Annotated in this window: 18 protein-coding genes; 6 read left to right on the top strand and 12 right to left on the bottom strand. The window is 55.7% G+C overall.

The window, feature by feature from the left end; all coding sequences use genetic code 11:
* Nucleotides 1-41: 41 nt before the first annotated feature.
* On the bottom strand, nucleotides 42-1286 hold the full coding sequence (locus BLU05_RS17450) for an ABC transporter substrate-binding protein (RefSeq protein WP_091882621.1): 1245 nt from the start codon (nucleotides 1284-1286) through the stop codon (nucleotides 42-44).
* A 349-nt stretch (nucleotides 1287-1635) separates the two neighbouring features.
* Here BLU05_RS17450 and BLU05_RS17445 point away from each other — a divergent pair, with 349 nt between their 5' ends.
* Nucleotides 1636-2712, top strand: coding sequence for a LacI family transcriptional regulator (locus BLU05_RS17445; protein WP_091882618.1), 1077 nt, complete (start codon nucleotides 1636-1638; stop codon nucleotides 2710-2712).
* Here the strand turns inward: BLU05_RS17445 and BLU05_RS17440 are convergent.
* Genes BLU05_RS17440 through BLU05_RS17420 form a run of 5 tightly spaced genes read right to left on the bottom strand, consistent with a single transcriptional unit; the run spans nucleotide 2702 to nucleotide 8088 of the window.
* A complete protein-coding gene (locus tag BLU05_RS17440) occupies nucleotides 2702-3469 on the bottom strand; it encodes an SDR family NAD(P)-dependent oxidoreductase (RefSeq protein WP_091882615.1) in 768 nt (255 codons plus the stop codon). The two genes, BLU05_RS17445 and BLU05_RS17440, sit on opposite strands and share 11 nt — an antisense overlap.
* A gap of 36 nt (nucleotides 3470-3505) precedes the next feature.
* Nucleotides 3506-4363, bottom strand: a complete 858-nt coding sequence (locus tag BLU05_RS17435) for a PCC domain-containing protein (RefSeq protein ID WP_244518405.1) — start codon at nucleotides 4361-4363, stop codon at nucleotides 3506-3508.
* Nucleotides 4356-5159: an SDR family NAD(P)-dependent oxidoreductase gene (locus BLU05_RS17430; protein WP_091882610.1), complete on the bottom strand. Its 804-nt coding sequence runs from the start codon at nucleotides 5157-5159 to the stop codon at nucleotides 4356-4358. Before BLU05_RS17430 ends, BLU05_RS17435 begins: the two co-directional genes overlap by 8 nt.
* Nucleotides 5159-7060, bottom strand: coding sequence for a TRAP transporter large permease (locus BLU05_RS17425; protein ID WP_091882607.1), 1902 nt, complete (start codon nucleotides 7058-7060; stop codon nucleotides 5159-5161). Before BLU05_RS17425 ends, BLU05_RS17430 begins: the two co-directional genes overlap by 1 nt.
* An 11-nt stretch (nucleotides 7061-7071) precedes the next feature.
* Nucleotides 7072-8088 carry a TRAP transporter substrate-binding protein gene (locus BLU05_RS17420; protein WP_175540650.1) on the bottom strand — a complete coding sequence of 339 codons (1017 nt, stop codon included), beginning with the start codon at nucleotides 8086-8088 and terminating at the stop codon, nucleotides 7072-7074.
* Between the two features lie 225 nt (nucleotides 8089-8313).
* Here BLU05_RS17420 and BLU05_RS17415 point away from each other — a divergent pair, with 225 nt between their 5' ends.
* Entirely contained in the window at nucleotides 8314-9180 is an 867-nt protein-coding gene (locus BLU05_RS17415; protein WP_091882605.1) for an IclR family transcriptional regulator, read from the top strand.
* Nucleotides 9177-10784 (top strand): acyl-CoA synthetase, encoded by a 1608-nt coding sequence (locus BLU05_RS17410; protein WP_091882602.1) that lies wholly within the window; start codon nucleotides 9177-9179, stop codon nucleotides 10782-10784. The genes BLU05_RS17415 and BLU05_RS17410 overlap by 4 nt, the downstream gene beginning before the upstream one ends.
* On the opposite strand, the gene BLU05_RS17405 is transcribed toward BLU05_RS17410, so the two are convergent.
* Complete coding sequence (locus tag BLU05_RS17405; protein WP_091882599.1) at nucleotides 10785-11405, bottom strand: class GN sortase; 621 nt, start codon at nucleotides 11403-11405, stop codon at nucleotides 10785-10787.
* Nucleotides 11402-13660, bottom strand: coding sequence for a marine proteobacterial sortase target protein (locus BLU05_RS17400; protein WP_091882597.1), 2259 nt, complete (start codon nucleotides 13658-13660; stop codon nucleotides 11402-11404). Before BLU05_RS17400 ends, BLU05_RS17405 begins: the two co-directional genes overlap by 4 nt.
* 179 nt (nucleotides 13661-13839) lie before the next feature.
* Between BLU05_RS17400 and BLU05_RS17395 the strand changes: the two genes are divergently transcribed.
* A complete protein-coding gene (locus BLU05_RS17395) occupies nucleotides 13840-14619 on the top strand; it encodes a helix-turn-helix domain-containing protein (RefSeq protein ID WP_091882594.1) in 780 nt (259 codons plus the stop codon).
* Here BLU05_RS17395 and BLU05_RS17390 read toward each other — a convergent pair.
* The 4 genes from BLU05_RS17390 to BLU05_RS17375 form a co-directional block, all read right to left on the bottom strand.
* A complete protein-coding gene (locus tag BLU05_RS17390) occupies nucleotides 14616-15584 on the bottom strand; it encodes an ABC transporter permease (protein WP_091882591.1) in 969 nt (322 codons plus the stop codon). The genes BLU05_RS17395 and BLU05_RS17390 overlap by 4 nt on opposite strands.
* On the bottom strand, nucleotides 15581-17095 hold the full coding sequence (locus BLU05_RS17385; protein ID WP_210184620.1) for a sugar ABC transporter ATP-binding protein: 1515 nt from the start codon (nucleotides 17093-17095) through the stop codon (nucleotides 15581-15583). The genes BLU05_RS17390 and BLU05_RS17385 overlap by 4 nt, the downstream gene beginning before the upstream one ends.
* Before the next feature lie 91 nt (nucleotides 17096-17186).
* On the bottom strand, nucleotides 17187-18086 hold the full coding sequence (locus BLU05_RS17380) for a substrate-binding domain-containing protein (RefSeq protein ID WP_091883145.1): 900 nt from the start codon (nucleotides 18084-18086) through the stop codon (nucleotides 17187-17189).
* Nucleotides 18087-18294: 208 nt separating this feature from the next.
* Nucleotides 18295-19455, bottom strand: a complete 1161-nt coding sequence (locus BLU05_RS17375) for an FUSC family protein (RefSeq protein WP_091882585.1) — start codon at nucleotides 19453-19455, stop codon at nucleotides 18295-18297.
* 179 nt (nucleotides 19456-19634) lie between these two features.
* On the opposite strand from BLU05_RS17375, the gene BLU05_RS17370 reads away from it, so the two are divergent.
* Together BLU05_RS17370 and BLU05_RS17365 are read left to right on the top strand one after the other, a co-directional pair.
* Complete coding sequence (locus BLU05_RS17370; RefSeq protein WP_091882582.1) at nucleotides 19635-21020, top strand: FAD-containing oxidoreductase; 1386 nt, start codon at nucleotides 19635-19637, stop codon at nucleotides 21018-21020.
* Nucleotides 21021-21101: 81 nt separating this feature from the next.
* Entirely contained in the window at nucleotides 21102-21458 is a 357-nt protein-coding gene (locus tag BLU05_RS17365) for an ArsR/SmtB family transcription factor (protein ID WP_091882580.1), read from the top strand.
* The last annotated feature ends 46 nt before the right edge of the window (nucleotides 21459-21504 follow it).

Below are 21504 nucleotides of genomic sequence, written 5' to 3'. Positions count from 1 at the left end.
TTGCCTGTGCAACCGGCGGTCCCGAGGGTGATGTCAGTGGGCTACTGGGCTTGCTTGATGATTTCGACGAAGCGCGCCTGCGCGTCATCGACAGTCATGTTGGGATCGGCGAAGAATTCCTTCGTCAAATCCTCAATTTGCCCCTTGGTGTCGGCAGTCAGATTCTGGTTGAGCGAAGGCAGAATATTCTCGGGGCTTTTGAGAATTTCGATACCCTTCTTCATGCAGGCATTGGCTGCCTCAAGATCAACGTCCCCGCGCACCGGCAAAGAACCTTTGGCGAGATTGAACGCCACTTGCGTTTCTTTGGAAAGCAGAAGGCTTGCCAGCTTCAGCTGTGCCTTGGTTATCTCAGGGTTCTGGTTCTTTGGGAAATAGAAGGCATCGCCACCCGTATCGAGGATGGCATTGCCACCAAGTCCGGGTAGGCAATCATAATCAGTCCCTGCCACCTTTTTGGCGAGGCCAAATTCTCCCTGTGCCCAGTCGCCCATGACCTGTGCTCCGGCCTTGCCGGTGATCACCAGATTGGTTGCTTCATTCCATGATCGACCGACATAGCCGGGGTCAACGAGGGTGCGTGCCTGTGCGAAAGAGTCCCAAACGGCCTTCATTTCCGGGCTTGCTGCCGCTTCGGGGTCCTTGAGCTCATAAACCTTGCGGAACAATTCCTTGCCGCCAAGCGAAGGGATCATGACATTGAAAATAGTATTGACCTGCCAGGCTTCGCCTGTGGCGAGCGGGATGATGCCCTTTTCTTTCAGCGTGGGTGCTGCGGCGACGAATTCTTTCCAATTCGTAGGAACTGCCACACCGGCGTCCTTGAAAGCGTTGGGATTGATCCACATCCATTGTGCCGAATGAATGTTCACAGGCACGCAATAGATTTTGCCTTCATATTTGCATGCATCGAGCAGCTTTTTGGGACGGATGAAATCGGCCCAGCCTTCCTTGGCTGCGAGGTCGGAGAGGTCGGTCATCATTCCGGCCTTCACAAGGTCTTCGGCATCACGTCCCGTATTGAGCTGCGTTGCACCCATGGGGTTGCCGCCAAGAATACGGCTGACGATGATAGGGGTTGCTGTTGAGCCGCTGCCAGCAATGGCGCCGTCGACCCACTTGTCACCGCCCTGCTTGTCAAAGGAATCGGCGAGGACCTTGACCGCAGCAGCTTCGCCGCCGGATGTCCACCAATGGGTGACTTCAAGGTCCACAGCGCTGGCAGAGCCAGCAGTCCATAGCAATGTTGACGCAGCCAAAATGGCCAATGATGTCCGGTAACGCATCGTATCCTCCCAAATCTGAAACGTTACAGGTAGCGTAGTCGAAAACTTTTAACGACGCAATTCCCGATGGCGGATTTTTTTCGATGGCCGATATAATGTTGTGGAGCACGTATTTTACCCAATAATATCAAATAAGTAATGCGATTATTGTGTGTAGTCACGGACGTGAAGGCTTGGGTTTTCCGCTTTTGATGATTGAAATACCGCTCCAATCCATCCTTGTAACATCACCGTCGGGGAATGCTTTTCGATATAATCTGAAACGTTACAGAAAATTATAACGTCTATCTTGAAGATATGCGTCGGCGGGTCCATACAGGGGGAAGCACCTGCAATCGGTTGAACTGGCATGAACGATAAACGGCATATTCCTCTTGATGGGGAAAAGGCGGCGCCTCTCAGCGAAGGCGAGCGGCCAACGTTGAAAACCATAGCTTTTATGGCCGGGCTCGGTGTGACCACCGTCTCGCGCGCACTCAAGGACGCTCCGGAGATCGGGCAGGCGACGAAAAACCGCGTGCAGCTGATTGCCAGGCAGATTGGCTACCGGCCCAACCGGGCGGGCGTGCGTTTGCGGACAGGCAAGACAAATGTCATCAGCCTTGTGCTCAATTCACAGAGCGAAATCATGGGGCTGACATCCAACCTCGTTTACGGCATCTCGGAAATTCTGGCCGAAACGCCTTATCATCTCATTGTCACGCCATATTCGCCTGAAAATGATCCGATGCAGCCCATCCGTTACATCTTCGAAACCGGATCGGCTGACGGAATTATCATGTCGCAGACCGAGCCTTCCGATCCGCGTGTTCGCTACCTCACGGATCACAACTTTCCGTTCGCCACCCATGGTCGCACGAGAATGGGTATCGAACATCCATTCCATGATTTCGACAATGAGGCCTATGCCTATGCCGCAGTGAAAAGCCTTGCGGAACGGGGGCGTCGCCGGATTGCTATGGTTGCGGGGCCTAGTCCCGCTCATACCTATTATTGGCACCTCGATGATGGTTTCCGGCGCGGCCTGCAGGAAAGCGGCGCCGCCGCAGTTCCGCTTGATCACTGGAATGGCACGCTCTCACTCACCGATGTGCGCAACCTGACAGAAATATTCATGCGTGAACCCAATCCGCCGGATGGTATCATCTGTTGCACGGGTGGTTTGGCAGTGGCTGTTGTTGCCGGTATCGAGGCAACTGGCTTAAAGCTTGGCCGGGACGTTGATCTGGTGTCGAAACAGACGACGAATTTCTTGCAATGGTTCCGGCCTGAAGTTATCGTTTATAATGAAGACATCCGGCATGCCGGGCGTGAACTTGCCCGTGCCGTCTTGCGCCGGATTGAGGGTGTCGACCCGACACAGTTGCAGAGCCTGAGCTATCCGGAAGCTGATCAGGGCGAGCGCATCGGGATTTCTAGCCGATAAGGCCACCAGCGGTGAAACCACCATCGACGGCGAGCGTCTGGCCCGTCACATAGCTTGAGCGGTTCTCATCCAGAAGAAAGGCGATTGTGCTGGCAATTTCTTCGGGCTGGCCGTAGCGCCGCTGTGGCACTGTCCGGCTCCAGCCCTCGCGAATTTCGGGCGTGTGGAGGGCGGCGGCCATGGGTGTTTCAACAGGGCCGGGAGCAATCGCATTGACGCGGATGTTGTAGGGAGCAAGTTCAACGGCCATCACCTTTGTCAGGTTGATGATCGCACCCTTCGAAGCGCCGTAGGCTGATCGACCGATATTGCCGCGCATGCCTGAGATCGAAGCGAGATTGACCACGGCGCCACCACCATTGGCGGCCATCATGCGTGCACCGGATTGGGCAACTAGAAATGTGCCGACCACATTGATTTCGTAGATTTGTCGGAACATGTCTGCGGTGGTATCAAAGAATGGCGTATCGCGGCCAATCCCTGCGGAGCAGACTATGCCCCTGATGGGACCGAACTCCGCTTCTGTTTCCGCTGTCAGGGCTTCGACCGCGTGTTCGTCGGTGACATCAAGTTGCGCGAACCGTACGCGGCCCGGATAGGCTTGGTTAAGTTCGACCTTCACCGCTTCCTTGACATCACGATCAGCGACAACAACCTTCCAGCCGTCACCTGCCAAAGCGTGAACCGTGGCAAGACCGATCCCCGATGCGCCGCCGGTAACAAGGGCTGTCCGCTCGTCAGTATCGAATGTCGTCATGATGCTGGTCCTCTCTGTTATGAGGGAAGAGGATGGTCAGGCCTCTTCCAGACAAAGTTCGAAGGTGATGCAAACAGGGTTGTCGCCGCGCACGAGGGTGCCGCTGGTGATGCTGCCCCTGGTATCGACCATGGTGATTTCCAACCGGGTTGCGCTGGAGTCCGCCGAGATGAAACCGCCGGTGATGAACACTTCGGTCGCAATATCGTCAACGCGGGTACCGTCCAGATACCGCGCACCGATCAGGCTGCCGACACCGCCGCGAAAGTGTGCGCCCGCAAAGCCGTGCTTGCGGCAGATCGCTTCCACAGCGTCAATAATGTCTTCGTTTGGTCTGACGCGGGCGATGATTGTGCGCGGACCAGTGGCGATGCTCGATGGCTGTTTGAACGGCACAGGATGAAAAATAGTGAACGCTGTTTCGGCATCCGGCTCGGAAACCATCCTGATCTCTTCGACACCCCATACGGTGGCGCGGATGGGCTGGCTGATGATTGTTTCGTGCGGCAGGATATGACCGGCACAGCGTCTGCCATCCGGCTCAATCCATGTGGCATGGCAATGGATGAATGGAGCACCGTCCCGCTCGCCGAATGTAACGTTGCCGCGTTCCAGCCGCGTTTCACCAGCGGGAGAGAATGTGTCGCTATACCATGCGGCATGAAGGTTATCCGCAGACAGCGCGGGCATAAGATAGTGAAAAGGCGCGAACGCACCACCTTCAATGACGAATGCTGCGGCGCGCATATTGGCCGCAACGAGCGGTCTGGTGATTGCCTCGTTGATGCTGAGACCCGGCTCCAGGTCAAAGCTGAACGTGCGGCCAATCCCGGCGAAACTCTCGAACCGTTTGGCCTCCGCCGGACCGGGCTGCTGTAAGCGACGCTCAGGCACCGACCACCGCCGAACAGCTTTGGCCGCCATCCACGGGGAGGCAAACGCCGGTTATGAACTTCGCTTCATCGGAGGCAAGGAACACTGCGGCATTGGCCACATCCAATGCACTGCCCATCTGGCCCAAGGGCACAAGGCGATTGCGCGCTGCGACCATTTCCTCATTGGATTTATAATTGCCCGATATCTGCTTGTAGATCAGCGGCGTGTCAATCATCCCCGGCATGATACAATTGGCGCGGATACCATGTGGTGCATATTGCAGGGCAAGCGCCACGGTGGCCTGATTAACCGCGCCTTTGGCAGCGTAATAGGCGAAATAGGGATAGCCAGTCCAACGGATGGCCGCGAGCGATGAGATGTTGATAATCGCGCCCGACTTTCGCACCTTCATATGGGGTAAAACCGCCTTGGCCGTGCGGAAAACCGAGCCGACATTGATATCAAGCGAGATGCGGAATTTCTCGTCATCGAGTTCTTCCGGTCCACCTGATGTAGCAACGCCCACATTGTTGTGCAGAATATCGATATGGCCGTAGCACTTGATCGTGGCGTCGACTGTTTCCGTGACGGATGTGCTGCTCGTGACATCCGATTTAATGGCAATCGCCGAAAAACCTTCCGATACGATAATCCCGGCTGTTTCCTCGGCGGCTTCCTGTTGCAGGTCAACGCATATGACCGTCGCGCCCTCCCTTGCATAGGCAACAGCGGCGGCCTTGCCATTGCTCCAGCCGGGGCCGGAAGAGCCTGCCCCGAAAACGATGGCGATTTTGTCTTTCAGTCTGTCAGTCATTACAGGAAGCCAATCGAAATCCACGGAACGGCAGCCACAAGAATGATGCCGAGAATAAGAGCTGCAAGGTAGCCCCATATGGGTCGCATACCCTCATCCGGGTTGACCCGGCCAATGGCGCAGGCGGCATAATAGCCGACGCCAAAAGGCGGCGCGAAAAGACCGATACCCATCGAGAGGATCACGACCATGGCGTAATGCACCTCATGCACGCCGACCTGCCGGGCGATGGGGAAAAGCAATGGTCCGAACAGAACAATGGCGGGAATGCCTTCAAGCACACTGCCAAGAATGATGAAGGCCACAATCGAGACTGCAAGGAAGGTTATAGGCCCACCGGGCAGACCGGTCATTGCGGCGGCAAGGTCGCGCGAAAACCCGGATTGCGTCAACGCCCATGCCATGCCGGTTGCAGCGCCGATGATGAGCAGGATTGCGCCGGAAAGTGAGGCGGTATCAACGAGCATCGGTTTCAACCGCGCCCAATCAAACTGCCTGTAGATGAAAAGCCCTGCCAATACCGAATAGACAATACCGATGGTTGATACTTCAGTGGCTGTCGCCACGCCTTCAACCACGGAAGCGCGGATGATGAAGGGCAATGCAAGGGCGGGCAGGGCAATGATAAATGCCCGTCCAATCTGCCGTCCCGTCGCGCGGGTCACATGCGACAGGTCTTCGTGGCGATATCGCCGCCAGACGACGAAGCACAGCATGACAGCCAGAACCACGCCGGGCAAAAGGCCGCCCGTGAAGAGTGCCGCGATGGAAACGCCTGTCACCGAGCCAATGGTGATGAGCACAAGGCTGGGCGGAATGGTTTCGGTCTGCGCGCCGGTGGCCGATAGCAGCGCAACGAGATCGCCCGGCTTCGCACCGCGCGCTTTCATTTCGGGAAAGAGGACGGGCGCAACGGCCGCCATATCGGCAGCTTTAGCGCCTGAAATACCTGACACCAGATACATCGCACCGATGAGTACATAGGAGAGGCCGCCACGCACATGCCCGAGCAGGCTTGCCAGAAATTGCACCATGGCGCGTGCCATGCCGGTCATTTCGATGAGCACACCCAGAAACACGAAGAGTGGCACAGCCAAAAGGATAAGGTGCGACATGCCTTCATCCATGCGTCCGATGACGACAATCATCGGTACATTGGTGGTCAGGGCAAGATAACCGAACGTGGCGAGGCCAAAGGAAAAGGCGATGGGCACGCCGCTGAGAACAAGCGCTGCAACCACGCCAACAAAGAAGATCAACAGATTGATGTTGCCGAGCGGTTTGAAGAAGGGCCCAATCAGCCAAAACGCCAGCGTCAGACCGCCTATAAGCGCAATTGCCGCCACAACATTGCGCAGGTTCGAGACCTGAAAGAGCTTGATCAGAGCCGAGATAATCATGAGGCCAGCACCCACAGGCAATGCTGCCGCGCGCCACGCATTGGTTATCTCCAGTGCCGGGGTGGTGATGTAGGTTTCCTCATGGGCGTAGTCATAGGCGGGGTAAACAATCAGCAGCAGAAATGCCATCGCGCCGACAATGGCAATCACATCAAAAAAGGCGCGGCGCTGCGGGCTCATCATGCCGACAAGTGCCGTCATGCGCATATGTTCGCCGCGCCGGAATGCGACGACTGCACCAAGCATGGCGAGCCAGAGAAACAGGATTGAAGCCAGTTCATCCGACCAGATCAGCGGTTGGTGCACGACATAACGGGCGATGATACCGGCGAAGAGAATGACCACTTCGGCAATGACGAGAATAGCCACCGGAAACTCGACAAGATGGCCAAGCAGCCGGTCGAGTTTGGAGGCTATTGAGTGATCATTGCGCGGCGGTGGCGAAAGAATGCTTTCACCTTCCGCCGCAACGGCGCCTTCGGTCAGTCTGATCCCTGTCATCGGGTTCGCCCCTATGCCAGCTGGCCGACGACTTTTTCCAGAAGGCCCCAGGCCTCTTCGCCATATTTGCCCTTCCATTCAGAATAGAAGCCCGCCTTGCGCAGGGCGTCACGGAAAGGAGCGGAATCGGGTGTATTGAATGTAAGCCCTTTTGATTTCAGGTCGGCCTGCAAGGTTTCCGTTAGTTTTGCGACATCATCGCGTTCCGCAAGACCGGCAGCATTGATATGTTTGGCAACGACAGTCCTGATATCATCGGGCAGTGCTTCCCAAGCACGACGGTTCGAAAGGAACCAGAAACCATCCCACATATGGCTGGTCAGCGAGCAATATTTCTGCACTTCGTAGAGTTTGGCTGTGGAGATGATCGCGAGCGGGTTTTCCTGGCCCTCGACAACTTTGGTCTGCAGCGAGGAATAGACCTCATTGAAATTGATGCTGGCTGGTGAAGACTGGAAGGCCGTAAACATCGATGTCCAGAGCGGGCTGACCGGAACGCGGATCTTAAAATTCTTCAGATCGTCAGGCGTTACAATCGGCTTGGTGCTCGATGTGATGTGACGGAAGCCATTGTCCCAGATTTTTTCCATGGCAACGAGATTGGATTTCTCGATCTGCTTGCGCACATGGGCGCCCAGTTCGCCATCCATCGCTTTCCAGACGGTGGCGCTGTCAGGGAAGGCGAAGCCAATACCATTGATGGAAGCGGCTGGAACCAGTGTGGACAGGATCAGGCCTGATAGCGTGAAGAATTCAACCGCGCCGGAGCGAAGCTGGCTCAGCGTGTCCGTATCCGAGCCGAGTTGGCTTGACGGGAAGATCGACAGCTCAAAGCGTCCGCCGGTTTCTTCCTTGATCTTATCAGCGGCTTCCTGCGCGCGCAGGTTCATCGGATGCGTAACCGGCAGGTTATTGGCATATTTATAAGAGAATTCGGCTGCAGCAGCCGGACGCCTGAGGATGAAGGGGCTGGCAACGAGCGTTGCGGCAGTACCGATCAATACCTTGCGGCGTGACAGATTATTCATGTGATTTCCTCCCGAACAGCGTGATGCATTCTCGCGGAACTCATTGAGCGGGTGCAACCTCCATTGCATCAGCTCAACTCATAGGTCCATATTGTAGAATGCAATTCCTCTTTGAACTGGATAAAACCATAAACAAATGCTGACATCTTGCAATATTTTTTATGTCATTGTTCAATAGTTCGACAAAATGATCCACAATATGGATCGAGAAACATGTGGGGGAGCATGGAGGAACGGATCACGGCACCAGCCAGTCTCAGTGGATCGCAAAGCGTCGACAGGGCGCTGGGCCTCCTCAGCCTTGTCAGCTATTTCGGTGATCAGGGTGGATCGCTGAGCGAGATTGTCGAGCAGAGCGGTCTGAACAAACCGACGACGCGCCGGTTGTTGCTGGCTCTCATCCGGTCCGGTCTGGTTGAGCAGGACGTGCAAACCCGTCGATATTACCTCGGACAGGAAGCCTATGTGCTTGGCACGCTGGCAACCCGCCGGTATGGATTGCTGCAGATCGCTCGCGACAGTTTGAGCATTCTTTCGGCCAAGACGCAGGACACAAGCTTTCTATCCATCCAGCGCGAAACCTATACCGTGTGCCTGCATCGGGAGGAAGGGACCTATCCGATCCGCACCCATGCGCTACAGGCGGGTTATCGCCATCCTCTTGGTGTCGGCGGTGGTTCTCTGGCTATTCTTTCCACAATGCCCGATGACGAGATTGATATTATTCTGGCGGCCAATGAGACAGTGCTTCTGGCTGATTATCCCAATCTTTCGCCACGACAGATCAGGGAAGATATCGCAACGGCACGGGAGCAGGGTTTTGCGCTTAATCCCGGGCGCATTCTTGCCAATTCTTGGGGTATCGGCCTTGCGATCCATTTCCCTGATGGCAGAGCTGCCGGTGCGCTGAGCATAGCGGCCATTGACAGTCGAATGCAGCCCGAACGTCAGCTGGAACTGGCGGCGCTTATGCGTATTGAAGCGAAAAAGATCGAGGCGCGGCTGGCGCATTTGCAGCCGCTGAGCGACCGGCCAAAACGCCCGGTAACACCAGCAATGAAATCCAGAAGACCGGAACGGATGAAGGTATGAGCAGCAAGGATGCGGCCCTGATTACGGCCATGTCAAAACGCGTGATGAACCTGTCGGGCTTTCTGGCGCAAACCGCGCGCCGCCTGCCTGAGGAAATCGGATTCGTCTGGGGCGAAAAGTGCTGGAGCTGGGGGACGTTGCAGCGACGTGTTGATGCGATGGCTGCGGCGCTGCAAAGCGAATTCGGCGTGGTCAAAGGCGACCGTATTCTGATCCAGTCGCAGAATTGCAATCAGATGTTTGAATCCATGTTCGCCTGCTTCCAGCTGGGCGCGGTTTGGGTGCCGACAAATTTTCGCCAGACGCCGGATGAGGTGGCCTATCTTGCCAAGGCGAGCGGTGCCAAGGGGATGATCTGCGGTCATCTTTTCCCCGAGCATGTGGTCGCAAGCCGGAATATGAACTCTGATCTTGGCTTTGTGATTGTTATCGGCAAGGCGGACTTCGGCGAGGATTACGATAACATTGTTGCGCGCTTTGACGGTCAAAGAATTGCGACTGCTGCGGTTGATCACGATGATCCCTGCTGGTTCTTTTTCACCTCAGGCACGACAGGACGGCCCAAGGCTGCGGTCCTGACTCATGGCCAGATGGCGTTCGTCATCACCAATCACCTGTGTGATCTCATGCCGGGCACAACGGAAAAAGATGCCTCGCTTGTCGTGGCCCCTCTTTCCCATGGCGCAGGCGTCCATCAACTGACGCAGGTCGCACGCGGTTCGAAAACGATCCTGCTGCCGACGGAAAAGTTCGATATCGCCGAAGCGTGGCGGTTGGTTGAGAGATGGCGGGTGAGCAATATGTTCACCGTGCCGACAATCCTCAAAATGCTGACGGAACATCCGGCTGTGCATGAGCGCGACCACTCATCGTTGCGCTACGTGATCTATGCCGGAGCGCCCATGTATCGGACCGATCAGATTCATGCCTTGAACACATTGGGTCCCGTGATTGTCCAGTATTTCGGTCTTGGCGAGGTAACAGGCAATATTACCGTCCTGCCACCCACCTATCACAACGTAGAAGATGGACCTGACGCACGCATCGGCACCTGCGGCTTTGCGCGGACAGGTATGCAGATTGCGATTCAAGATGAGACCGGGCAGGAGGTCAAGGCCGGTGAAACCGGCGAGATTTGCGTTATCGGTCCAGCGGTGTTTGCCGGTTACTACGACAATCCGGAAGCCAATGCGAAAGCCTTTCGCGATGGCTGGTTCCGCACCGGTGATCTCGGCCATATGGATGAGGCCGGTTTCGTCTACATCACGGGCCGGGCGTCGGACATGTATATCTCAGGCGGTTCCAACGTTTATCCGCGGGAGATTGAGGAGAAGATCCTGACCCACCCGGATATTAGTGAAGTGGCTGTTCTCGGTATTCCTGATCCGGTTTGGGGCGAAGTTGGACTGGCCGTATGCGTAGCGCGATCCGGCAGTGCTCCGGATGGCGATGCGATCATGGCGTGGCTCAATGGCAAGATGGCGCGTTATAAACTGCCGAAGCGTTTTGTCTTCTGGCCGGAGATGCCGAAATCCGCCTATGGCAAGATCGCGAAAAAGCTGATCAAGGAAGAGCTGATCCGCCACAATGAGTGGGATGGGTAGTCATTCCGCAATCTGTGCTTTTACCAGATAGCGCATTGGACCCGAGGTCGTGGCATTGAACGGCCAGCAGGTGGCGAGAACCAGATTCTTGCCGTCGGCATTGCTATCAATGCCTGACTGGTCCCAGTGCACAACGGATGTTTCCGTAACCTGATAGGTGAAAGCTTTGCCGTCACGCCGGGTAATCTTGATCGTATCTCCGATCTGGACATTCTTCAGAAAGGCAAAATGCGTGTCGCGGTGTGCTGCGTAAACAGCTGTACCATTCTCACCGGCCTCGGCACTGCGATCCACATGACCGGGGCCAAAAGCCAATGCCTGCCCGCTTGCGCCACGCAAAGCGATAGACGTCTCACCAATACGTGGAAATTCAATACGGGCAACCGGCCATGTATCGGCCCATGACCAGGGCTTTACCGGCTGACCGGTCTCGATGCTTTGGGTGAAGGCGCGATCAAGAAGCACCTGCGCCAGAATGGCTTTCGCATGAATCCATATCCCTTGGCTGAACAACAGAAGGCCAAACAAAGCCATCGCAATCATTCCGGCCCGGAGAGCAGGGCGGATAACCGCCCTGCCTTTCTGCTTTGAACCATTATTGATTGTTACGGTCGCACTCATGATGCTTTCCCAGTTGTCTTGCGGGTGAAGAAAAACAGTCCGGCGCTTGCCAGCAACATCATCAGGCCAGCGATTATGCGCAGTTCCGCATCTGTAGCTGTCTGTGGCAGAGGGAGTTCGTCGGCAGGTGCCTGTTTGGTCACTGGCTTGTTGCCTTGAACCAGCTTGGCCAACTGGATGTTCGAGTCGCTCTCAAGACCGGCCTTGCGTGTGGTCTGTTCACCAAACACCTTGTCGAAATCCCAGCCTGCAGGCAGGTTGATTGGAACATCGGCGCGGGTCAGCGGCTTATCCTGCGACCGGGTTACGGTCTTGTCGACGGCAACCAGACTGGTCAGGCGCGAGACGAGGCTGTTTTCAAGGGCGAGTTTGAGGATGCGCTTGTCGGCTTCTTCGCGGCTGATTTTGCCGAGCGTGCTTTCGACTTCCGCATCGGAAATCTTGCGGCGTGCCCAGAGTTTTGACAGGCCTTCGCCTTCAGCAGCCTTGGCAACTGGCAGGGTAACTTCCCATGGCTGTTTGCCGATCATGCCCTTGATTGTCAGCGTACCAGACAACGAACCAAGCTTGGCCGCAATAACCAGCGGCTCGCCACGATAAAGGTCCGGCAGGATGGCTGGCGTTACGTCCGCATTGCCGGCAGAGAATGTTGCAACGAGGTTGGTGATCACAGGGCTTTCCAGCTTGGCAAACAGGTTGCGCATACGCTCATCCACCTGATCGGTCGAGCCGATGGAAGTGAACGTGCCACGGCCAAGTTCGGCAGCGCGGTTCATCAGGTAGTTGTTGGGTGCAGAGCCAATGCCGACCATGAAGACCCGCGAACGGCCAAGCTTGGCAGCAATCGTATCGAGCAACTGTTGTTCATTGCCGATCGCGCCGTCGGTCAGGAATACGATCTGGCGAACAAAAGCCTGATCATTGGGGCGTTTGTCATTCAAAGCTGCTTCGAGCGGTGCGAGCATTTCAGTGCCGCCGGATGCTTCGAGGTCGCCGACAAATTCGCGGGCAGTGGAGACGTTATCGCGATTGGCAGTGACTGTATCTTGAAACAGCGCGGTCATGGTGTCGTCAAAGCGGATGACGTTGAACCGGTCGGCTGGTTTGAGGCGGCTCAAGGCATAATCAAGGCTGGCTTTGGCCTGATCCATGGATGTGCCACCCATCGAGCCTGAGTTATCGATGACAAAGACAATCTCACGCGGACGTTCTTCCTGCTTCTGCTCGACAACAGGCGGTGTGACATAGGCGAGGGCGTAATCGTTCTTGCCTATGGTTTCGCGAAACAGGCCAACAGCAGGGGCTTTGGAATTTTGTGGCTTCCAGGTCAGTTCAAAGTCACGATCCGCATGGTTTTCACCGGTCAGCGCAATGATTTGCGTCTGTGCGTCAACGGTTTCGGTCCTGATGGAATGGTGGGGGCTTTTGACTTCACCCAAGGCAAAACCGGCCTGCAAGCGTACTTTGATGGTAACTGGATTGACTGGTGCATTGATGCGGGGGTCAAGCGCGGGCGAGGTGATCTTGTCACGATCCGGAACAGGATCAGCTGTTGTGCCCCAGCCGGAACCATCCGCAGCAAGATCGGCAGTTTGTGTTATCGGCGCGGGATTGTAACGGGGTGCTACAACGAGCGGCACGCGCAGGGAGAATTCATCGCCGGAGAGGCGGACGGGTTCCTGATAGTCGATCTGAACCACAACCTGCTCATGCGGACCGATATTGGCAACGGAGTTGGTGAAGAGGTTGGGGCGTTCCTGCTCGACAAGGCTGGCTTTCTGGCCCGCGGCCTTAGCCGTTTCGTAAATTGCCTTGGCTTCCTTTTTCTCTTTGATATCGCCAATGATCACACGCTTGCCGATGACCATTTTAAGGGCATGGACAGCACTTTCTTCCGGCAGGGGATAGGCATAAACAGCCTCTACCCAGCCATTGGAAGGGTTAGTAAAAATCTGGGTGATGCGGGCGCGCGCAGTCGGGCCGCTGACGATGATATCAACGTCGGTGGCAACGCGCGGGGCCTCGATATAGCGGCCAGCTTCGGAGCTTTTTAGCAGCAGCGTACCGGATTTGACCTCATCCATGGTGACGAGGGGAGATTGGGCTGTTTCGGCGCGGGCGGGTCCGGCAAGGAAGACAGCCAGAAGCGCCACGAGCGGCAAGACCACAATGTTGATGAGCCAGACGGCCTGGCAAGTGTAGCGCAGCCAGCTTGGCAGGGGTTGCGGGGAAGGTGAATGGGTTACAATTTTCATCGGGAAAGCTCCTGTTGGTGCTCCCATCGGGAAGCTTTCCCCATTTCATACATGGGCCTTTTCCGCGCCAGCGTAAGCTTCGGGAATGTTCCGCACGGCTGCGTCACATCATGTCTTGCTCCTGATGGACTTGTGTGGATATGTGAAGGAATGTACGTGATTGGGAAAGCAGGGGCATCATGGCCGGGGATATAGACAGCCAGTTATCAGAACGGCAGAACGATACGGTCGCCGCGAAAATCCGCGAGGAAATGGCGCGCCGGCGCATTTCGCGGCAGTATCTGGCCGATCAGGCGAAAATCAGCCTTTCCACGCTGGAGAAGGCTCTGTCAGGCCATCGTCCATTCACGCTGGCAACAACGATCAGGCTTGAAGAGGCGCTTGGCATGCGTCTGCGCGGCGCTGACAGTCATGATAACCCACCGCTGCCAAGCCACGGTCACGCCAGCGAGGATTTTGGTGCCTACTCCCGCGCCGCCGTCGGATGGATTGAAGGCCGGTATCTGACCTTGCGCCCCTCGTTTGGTGATCCGAAAGCCATTTTTGCCTATTGCACCGAAATCGGCTGGAACGATGCCTCGTCCAACCTGCGTTTCATCGAAAAGGAACGGCTGGATGCTGCCTTTACCCAGCAGGGTACAGTGGCCATTCCAAACCTTTCCGGCCATATCTACCTTGCGACCAATACATCAGGGCAGCATCGCCTGATCATCATCTCGCGCCCGTCCATCACAGGGGAGATGTATGGCATCCTTACCACATTGCAGGCCGGGCGCGGTGCACAACTGACACCGGTTTCGGCGCCAATTGTGCTCATTCCGATGGGGTCGGCACCGGATGCACAGTTCGGGCGTATCGCCCCTGATCACGCCAGCTACGCGTCTTATCTCGCTTATCTCAAGCGCACGGTGGAGGAACCCTTTGCCGTGTTCCTGCCCGGACCGGCTGCAGTCGATTAAGCGCGCATCGACTTGCTGCGCACATCGAGCCAGACAGCAAAGAGAATAACGATACCCTTGAAGATGAGCTGGTAGAAATACGGAACGGCCAGCATATTCATGCCGTTGTTGATAACGCCGATAATCAGCGCGCCAAGGATGGTCCCAACCATTGTGCCGACACCGCCTGCAAGACTGGTGCCGCCAAGCACAACAGCGGCAATCGCATCCAGCTCATAGCCCATGCCCGCATTGGTTTGTGCCGAGGAAAGCCGCGACGACAGCAGGATTCCGCTGATAGCTGCCATCACGCCGGAGATCATGAAAATGATGATCTTCAAGCGGTCAACGCGAATGCCGGAATAGATTGCAGCCTCGCGATTGCCACCAGCAAGATAGGCACGGCGGCCGAAGATCGTGCGGGACAGGACAATGTGATTGATCGCGAAGAGCGCAATGACGATCCAGATGATGATAGGCAGACCAAGCCAGCTTTCGCTACCAATCGCCAGCCAGGTTTCATTGTCGATGGAAGCCGGCGCGCCATTGGTCGGCAGGCTGACGGCTCCGCGATAGATACCCATCGTGGCGACCGTGACGATGAACGAAGGCAGCATGAGTTTTGCCGAGAGAACACCGTTAAGCCCGCCCATGATCGCACCAGCTGCAAGCGTTATGAACACTGTTGGGACAAAACCAAAACCCATGGAAAAGGCTTGCGCAGCGACCATGCCCGCCACGGCAATGATCGAGCCGACAGAGAGGTCAATATCGCCAAGCAGGATCACATAGGTCATGCCATAGGCAGCAACAGCAATCACAGCCACTTGCTGCATGATATTCATGAAATTGTTGAAGGCAAGGAAGCGCGGGCTGATCGTTGAAAAGACCAGACACAGGATGATCAGCGAGATGACAATGCCACCATATTGCCGGATGAGGGGGGAAGCCAGAAGCGCCTGCTTCGTCTCGGTAGAATTGGTCATTGGTGTATTCCTGCTGCGTAGGTCATAACGGTTTCGGGGCTGAGGCCCTGCGCATCCAGCATTTTTGCCACGCGCTTGTTGTGCATGATGACGAGCCGGTCGCTGAGGCCAAGCACTTCGGGCAATTCTGAGGATACCATCAGGATGGCGGTGCCAGCGGCGGCAAGCTCGCGGATAATACGGTAGATCTCGAACTTGGCACCGACATCGACACCACGCGTTGGCTCGTCAAGGATCAGTATTTTGGGTCGGGTCTGCAGCCATTTGGCGATGACGATTTTCTGCTGATTGCCACCGCTGAGCGACCCGGCTGGCGTTTCCATCGATGCGGTCTTGATGGCAAGGCGCAGGATTTCAGTCTTCGCTGCGGCGCGTTCACGGGCAGGGCGGGTGAATCCGAACTGTCCGGCGAGTTGACCCAATGCGACCATGTTGATGTTGCGCTCGACACTGTGCTGCAGCACGAGCCCTTCTTCCTTGCGGTTTTCGGTTACGAAGGCAATTCCGTGCCGGATCGCATCGGCCGGGGAGCGCAAATGCACCGGATTACCATTCAGGCGAATGGTGCCGGTTGGTTGTCCGAACCCGAAGAGTGCCTTCATCACGTCGGAGCGGCCTGAGCCGATCAGGCCGAACAGTCCAACAACTTCCCCGGGGCGGACATCGAGCGAAACATTTTCAAACCTGCCTGCTTCCGAGAGATTCTCAACCGCAAGGACAGGCGCGATTGCAGACGAGGGACGCTCGACCAAACGTGGCGGATAGATATCCTTCATCTCGCGTCCGACCATCAGGGCGATCAGGCCTTCAATGCTGGTGTTCTGCTTTTCTGTCGTCGCTACAAAGGAACCATCGCGGATGACTGTAATATCATCGGAAATACGCATGATTTCTTCCATGCGGTGGGAGATATAGATGATCGCGGTACCCTTGGCCTTCAGCCGGTCGATGATGGTGAAAAGGATTTCCGCTTCGCTGTCCGACAGCGAGGATGTCGGTTCGTCAAGGATGACCACATCGGCGGGACGGCTAAGCCCCTTTGCAATTTCGACGAGCTGACGCTGGGCAATGGAAAGGTCACCCACCTTGGTCCTCACATTGACCGGCAAGCCAAGCTCACTGACAATCTGCGCCGCCTGCGCATTGAGATCGCGCTCTTTGATGAAGCCAAAACTATTGGGCTCATGCGTGGCCAGAATGTTCTCGGCAACTGACAGATTGCGGCAAAGGCTGAGTTCCTGAAACACGATGCTCAACCCCAGTGCTTTTGCCTCGATGGGGTTTTTCGGTGCATAGGGTTTGCCGCGCAGGGTGATCGATCCGGAAGTCGGCTGGAACAGACCGACAAGAATTTTCATCAGCGTGGATTTGCCCGCGCCGTTCTCGCCGAGCAGCGTGTGAACACGTCCGCTGCGGACGGAAAGATTCATGCGCTTGAGCGCGGTCACCGGACCAAAAGTCTTGGCAACATCCTTGATTTCAAGCACGGGGGCATTGGGTGAAGCGATCATGAACGACAATCCTACCGGAGGTCTTTCCATACGGCCACCCGCGAAGATGTATTCGCGCGGGTGGCATTATTGAGTGGAGACCTTTGCGAGGTTACTTTTCTTCGCCAGCCTTGGTGACGACACCAGGAACGATTGGCTGCTTGGCTTCAACCGTCTCGCCCTTGATGATCTTGCCCGCGGTCTCGACCGCGACTTTGCCCATCTGGTCCGGATACTGCGCAATAACGCCAACCATAACAGGGTCGTTTTTCACCGCATTGCGGGCTTCTTCCATACCGTCAAAGCCGATGACCTTGACCTGTTCCTGAAGCTTTGCCGACTTGACTGCAGAAGCAGCGGCCAGCGCCGCATCATCGCCAAAGCCGAAAATGCCGACCACATCAGGATTTGCCTGCAGAATGTTCTGGGCAGCGGCTAGCGCCTCCGGCCGGGTAATGCCGGTCTGGATGGAGACGATCTTGATATCAGGATGTGCAGCAATTGCCTTCTTGAAGCCTTCGACGCGATCCACGACGGATTGCACCGTCGGGTAGTCGATAACCGCAACATTGCCCTTGTCGCCGATCTGCTTGGCCATCAACTCGCCCGCCTTGACGCCGCCGGTGTAATTGTCGGTGCCGACATGCGAAGTCACTTCAACGCCCTTGGCGGGAACATCCACGGTGATGACCTTGATGCCTGCCTTCTGGGCTTTGGTGATGGCGGATTTTACGCCTGTGCTATCTACAGGCGAAATGATGATGACACTGACGCCCTTGGTGATGAAATCTTCCACATCGGCGAGCTGCTTGTTCAGATCCTGATTGGCAATCGCAATTTCAAGCGGCACGTTTTCCGCCTTGGCTTCTGCGGTCATGGCGGAAGCAAGCGAGATGTAGAATGGATGCTGCTGCGTGAGCAGGGAAGCGCCGATGCCTTCAGCATAGGCACCTGTAGCCATGAGCGCTACCGCGCCGGCAAGAAGCAGTTTGGTAAAATGGGTGCGGATCATTGTTCCCTCCAGAACAGTTGTTTTCTCGAAATCCGGCGGTTGGGCATTAGCGAAATATTGCCGGACATTGCGCAGCCTGTTTGCCGTGCTCAAGTCCATTGGCGATGGCCATGCTCCTCCCACCTTCGTCCACTGCATGGATGTGCAATTTATATTGCTATGTCAATATAAAAATTGTCGCGCGTAAAGTTTTGCGCAAGAATGTGGCTTACTCGTTTGATGATGGCTGCTTCATGTCGACGCCGTCATTCCGGGGTGGATGATCGCGAAACAGATAGTGGGAGATGAGCAGGACCGGCTCAAGAATAACCACACCAAACAGGATGCCAGCAAGGCGCTCCATGCCGGGTTCAAGCGCCGCATTGGTATAGGTATCAGGCACAAGCACAACAAGAAAAGCCAGAACAAATTGCGTGCCGATATAGCTGATCGACGAGTTGCTGTTTTCGATATGCCGTCCGACAAGAACACCGATACAGACACCCATTGTCATGAGAATGGGCGACTGATGACTGCTCAGCAGAATTGCGGTGGCGATCAACCCACCCACGCTGCAACCGACGAAGCGCAGGATCAGCCGCGATGTGATCGGGTTCAGCACACTGGTTGATAGGCTGGTCACGGGGATCATCATCACAGCCATGATTGTGATGCTCGACTGGCTCAGTGAAGTGATGCCGGTCCATACCCATATCCATGGAATGAGCCCGAGAGCGATTGCCGCCTGTACCGAATGCTTTGCTGCGCCCTTATGCCAGACGACGGAGTGTCTTATGGCCGCCTGAACGGGCGTTTCCTTTGATTGTCGCGGTAATCTGCGCCTGATTGTGAAGGTCGAGACAGCACTGACTAGAATGCAGGCGAGGGTTCCCGCAAGGATTTCGACAAGACGCGATTGGGCAAAGGGTAAAACTGACCCTGATGGGTGCTTCATGCCATCGATCAGTACCATGCAGAATGTCAGCCCTGTAAACAGCCAGGCGTAGCTGCGTTTTCCAACAAGTGCGAAGTAGAGTGTGACCCCACCAAAAATGACAAGGGATAGGCATAAAAGTAATGGATTACCGATAACCAAAGGCGCCAAACCCAGAGCCGCGCCTGCGCCTGCTGACGTTCCGATGATGCGCAAAATCCCTCGGGTGAGACTTTCCGATACATGGGACCGCATGACCATATAGCCACTGAAGGCAGCCCAGCCGACATTCTGTGCGCCAAGAATATGCGCGAAGATGATGGCGAGGAGAACGGATACAACGCATTCGAATTCATCGACCATTCTTGGTCCGGGCTTTGCCAGTGACCGGAGTTCCCATACGCTTGTCGTCGCGAAAATGGTAAGGCTGGCTATGGCTTGCCTGACATAGTTCATTGTTTGCTTCTAACAGAATGTGGATTGGTTTGTGCAGATGGGACCATTTTCTTTCCGCTGTTCTAAAGGTCTTGCATACGGGTGTCGATACGTTCACTCCGCAGCATGGGCGTCACACGCCTTTCATGGCGACCTCACTGTTGCTACCCTATCCCAATCTTTCTTGATGGAGCATTGCCATGAGCCAGTCTTTTGACGCGATCATTATCGGTGCCGGACAGGCGGGTCCATCGCTGGCGGGCCGGCTGACCACTTCGGGTATGAAGGTATTGATGGTCGAGCGAAAATTGTTCGGCGGCACCTGCGTCAACACCGGCTGCATGCCGACAAAGACGATGGTCGCCAGCGCCTATGCGGCGCATCTCGCCCGCCGGGGTGGGGACTACGGCGTTGTCATCGAGCAACCCATTCGGGTTGATATGCAACGGGTGCGGCAAAGAGCCGATACCGTTACTCTTAACGCCCGCACAGGTGTCGAGAACTGGCTGCGCGGCATGAAGAATTGCACTGTTATTGAAGGTCATGCCCGGTTTACTGGCCCGCATACGATCAGCATTGACGGGGTGCTCTTTGATGCTCCGCGCATTTTCCTGAATGTGGGCGGGCGCGCCAATATCCCTGACATGCCGGGTATCGGTGATATCGACTATCTTACCAACACTGGCATGATGCAGCTTGATGTTCTGCCGAAACATCTGGTGGTGATCGGTGGCAGTTACATCGGCCTCGAATTTGCGCAGATGTACCGGCGTTTTGGATCGCAGGTGACCATTGTCGAAAAAGGTCCTCGCTTGGTCGGGCGCGAAGACGAGGATGTATCCGAAGCCATAAAGGATATTCTGGAAAACGAAGGTATTTCCTGCCGTCTCAACGCAAACTGTATCGCTTTCAAACCGCATGAAGGCGGTACGGAAGTTCACCTTGATTGCGACTCTGACGAGCGCAGTGCTGTCGGTTCGCATGTGCTTCTGGCGATTGGTCGCCGTCCCAATACTGACGATCTTGATCTGGACAAGGCGGGTATTGCCACCGACGAGCGGGGCTACATCAAGGTCGACGATTATCTCGCAACAAGCGTTGAAGGCATCTGGGCTCTTGGAGATTGCAATGGCAAGGGTGCTTTCACCCACACGGCCTATAATGATTTCGAGATTGTCGCGGCCAATCTTCTGGACGGGGAAGACCGCAGGGTTAGCGAGCGCGTGCAGGGCTATGCCCTTTATATCGATCCGCCACTTGGCCGGGTGGGAATGAGCGAGACGCAGGCCAAGGCAACGGGTCGCCCTATTCTTATATCCAAACGACCGATGACGCGTGTTGGCCGCGCTGTGGAGAAGGGCGAAACACAGGGCTTCATGAAGATCGTTGCTGATGCTCAGACAAAGCAGATATTGGGCGCGGCTATTCTGGGAACAAGCGGTGATGAGGCGATCCACGGGATACTCGATGCCATGAGCGCGAAGATGGACTATCCAACGCTCAAATGGGCAGTGCCAATACACCCGACAGTCTCCGAGCTTATTCCGACCGTCTTGGGCGATCTGGCGCCTTTGGATCATTCATAGCAAGGTGTCTGACCGCTGATTGACGAATGCTCACATGAAATTGACTTGACAGTCTGATATTATATCTATAAATCCAGATATATGGAAAAAGATCAAACCATTGAGGCTTTTTCGGCCCTTGCCCAATCATCGCGCATGGATGCATTCAAGCTGATTGTGATGCGTGAACCGGAAGGAATAGCGGCGGGAGAGATATCGCGACTGCTGGATATTCCGCAAAACACGATGTCGGCGCATCTGGCGATATTGTCGCGCGCGGGACTGATCTCTTCTGTCCGCCACAGCCGTTCCATTATTTATCGCGCGAGGTTCGAGAATCTTCGCGCTGCGATCAGTTATCTGCTGAAGGATTGCTGCGCAGGTCATCCGGACATTTGCACTCCGCTCATCACTGATATCGTTCCATGTTGCCCGCCCAAGGAGAAGTTCAATGACTGATCGCGTCTATGATGTCCTGTTCCTGTGTAGAGGCAATTCTGTACGA

It is taken from the genome of Phyllobacterium sp. OV277 (assembly GCF_900104355.1).
Taxonomy (GTDB): Bacteria; Pseudomonadota; Alphaproteobacteria; order Rhizobiales; family Rhizobiaceae; genus Phyllobacterium.
Note: the sequence above shows the minus strand (reverse complement) of the source record. Positions and strands in the feature narration are given on the sequence as shown.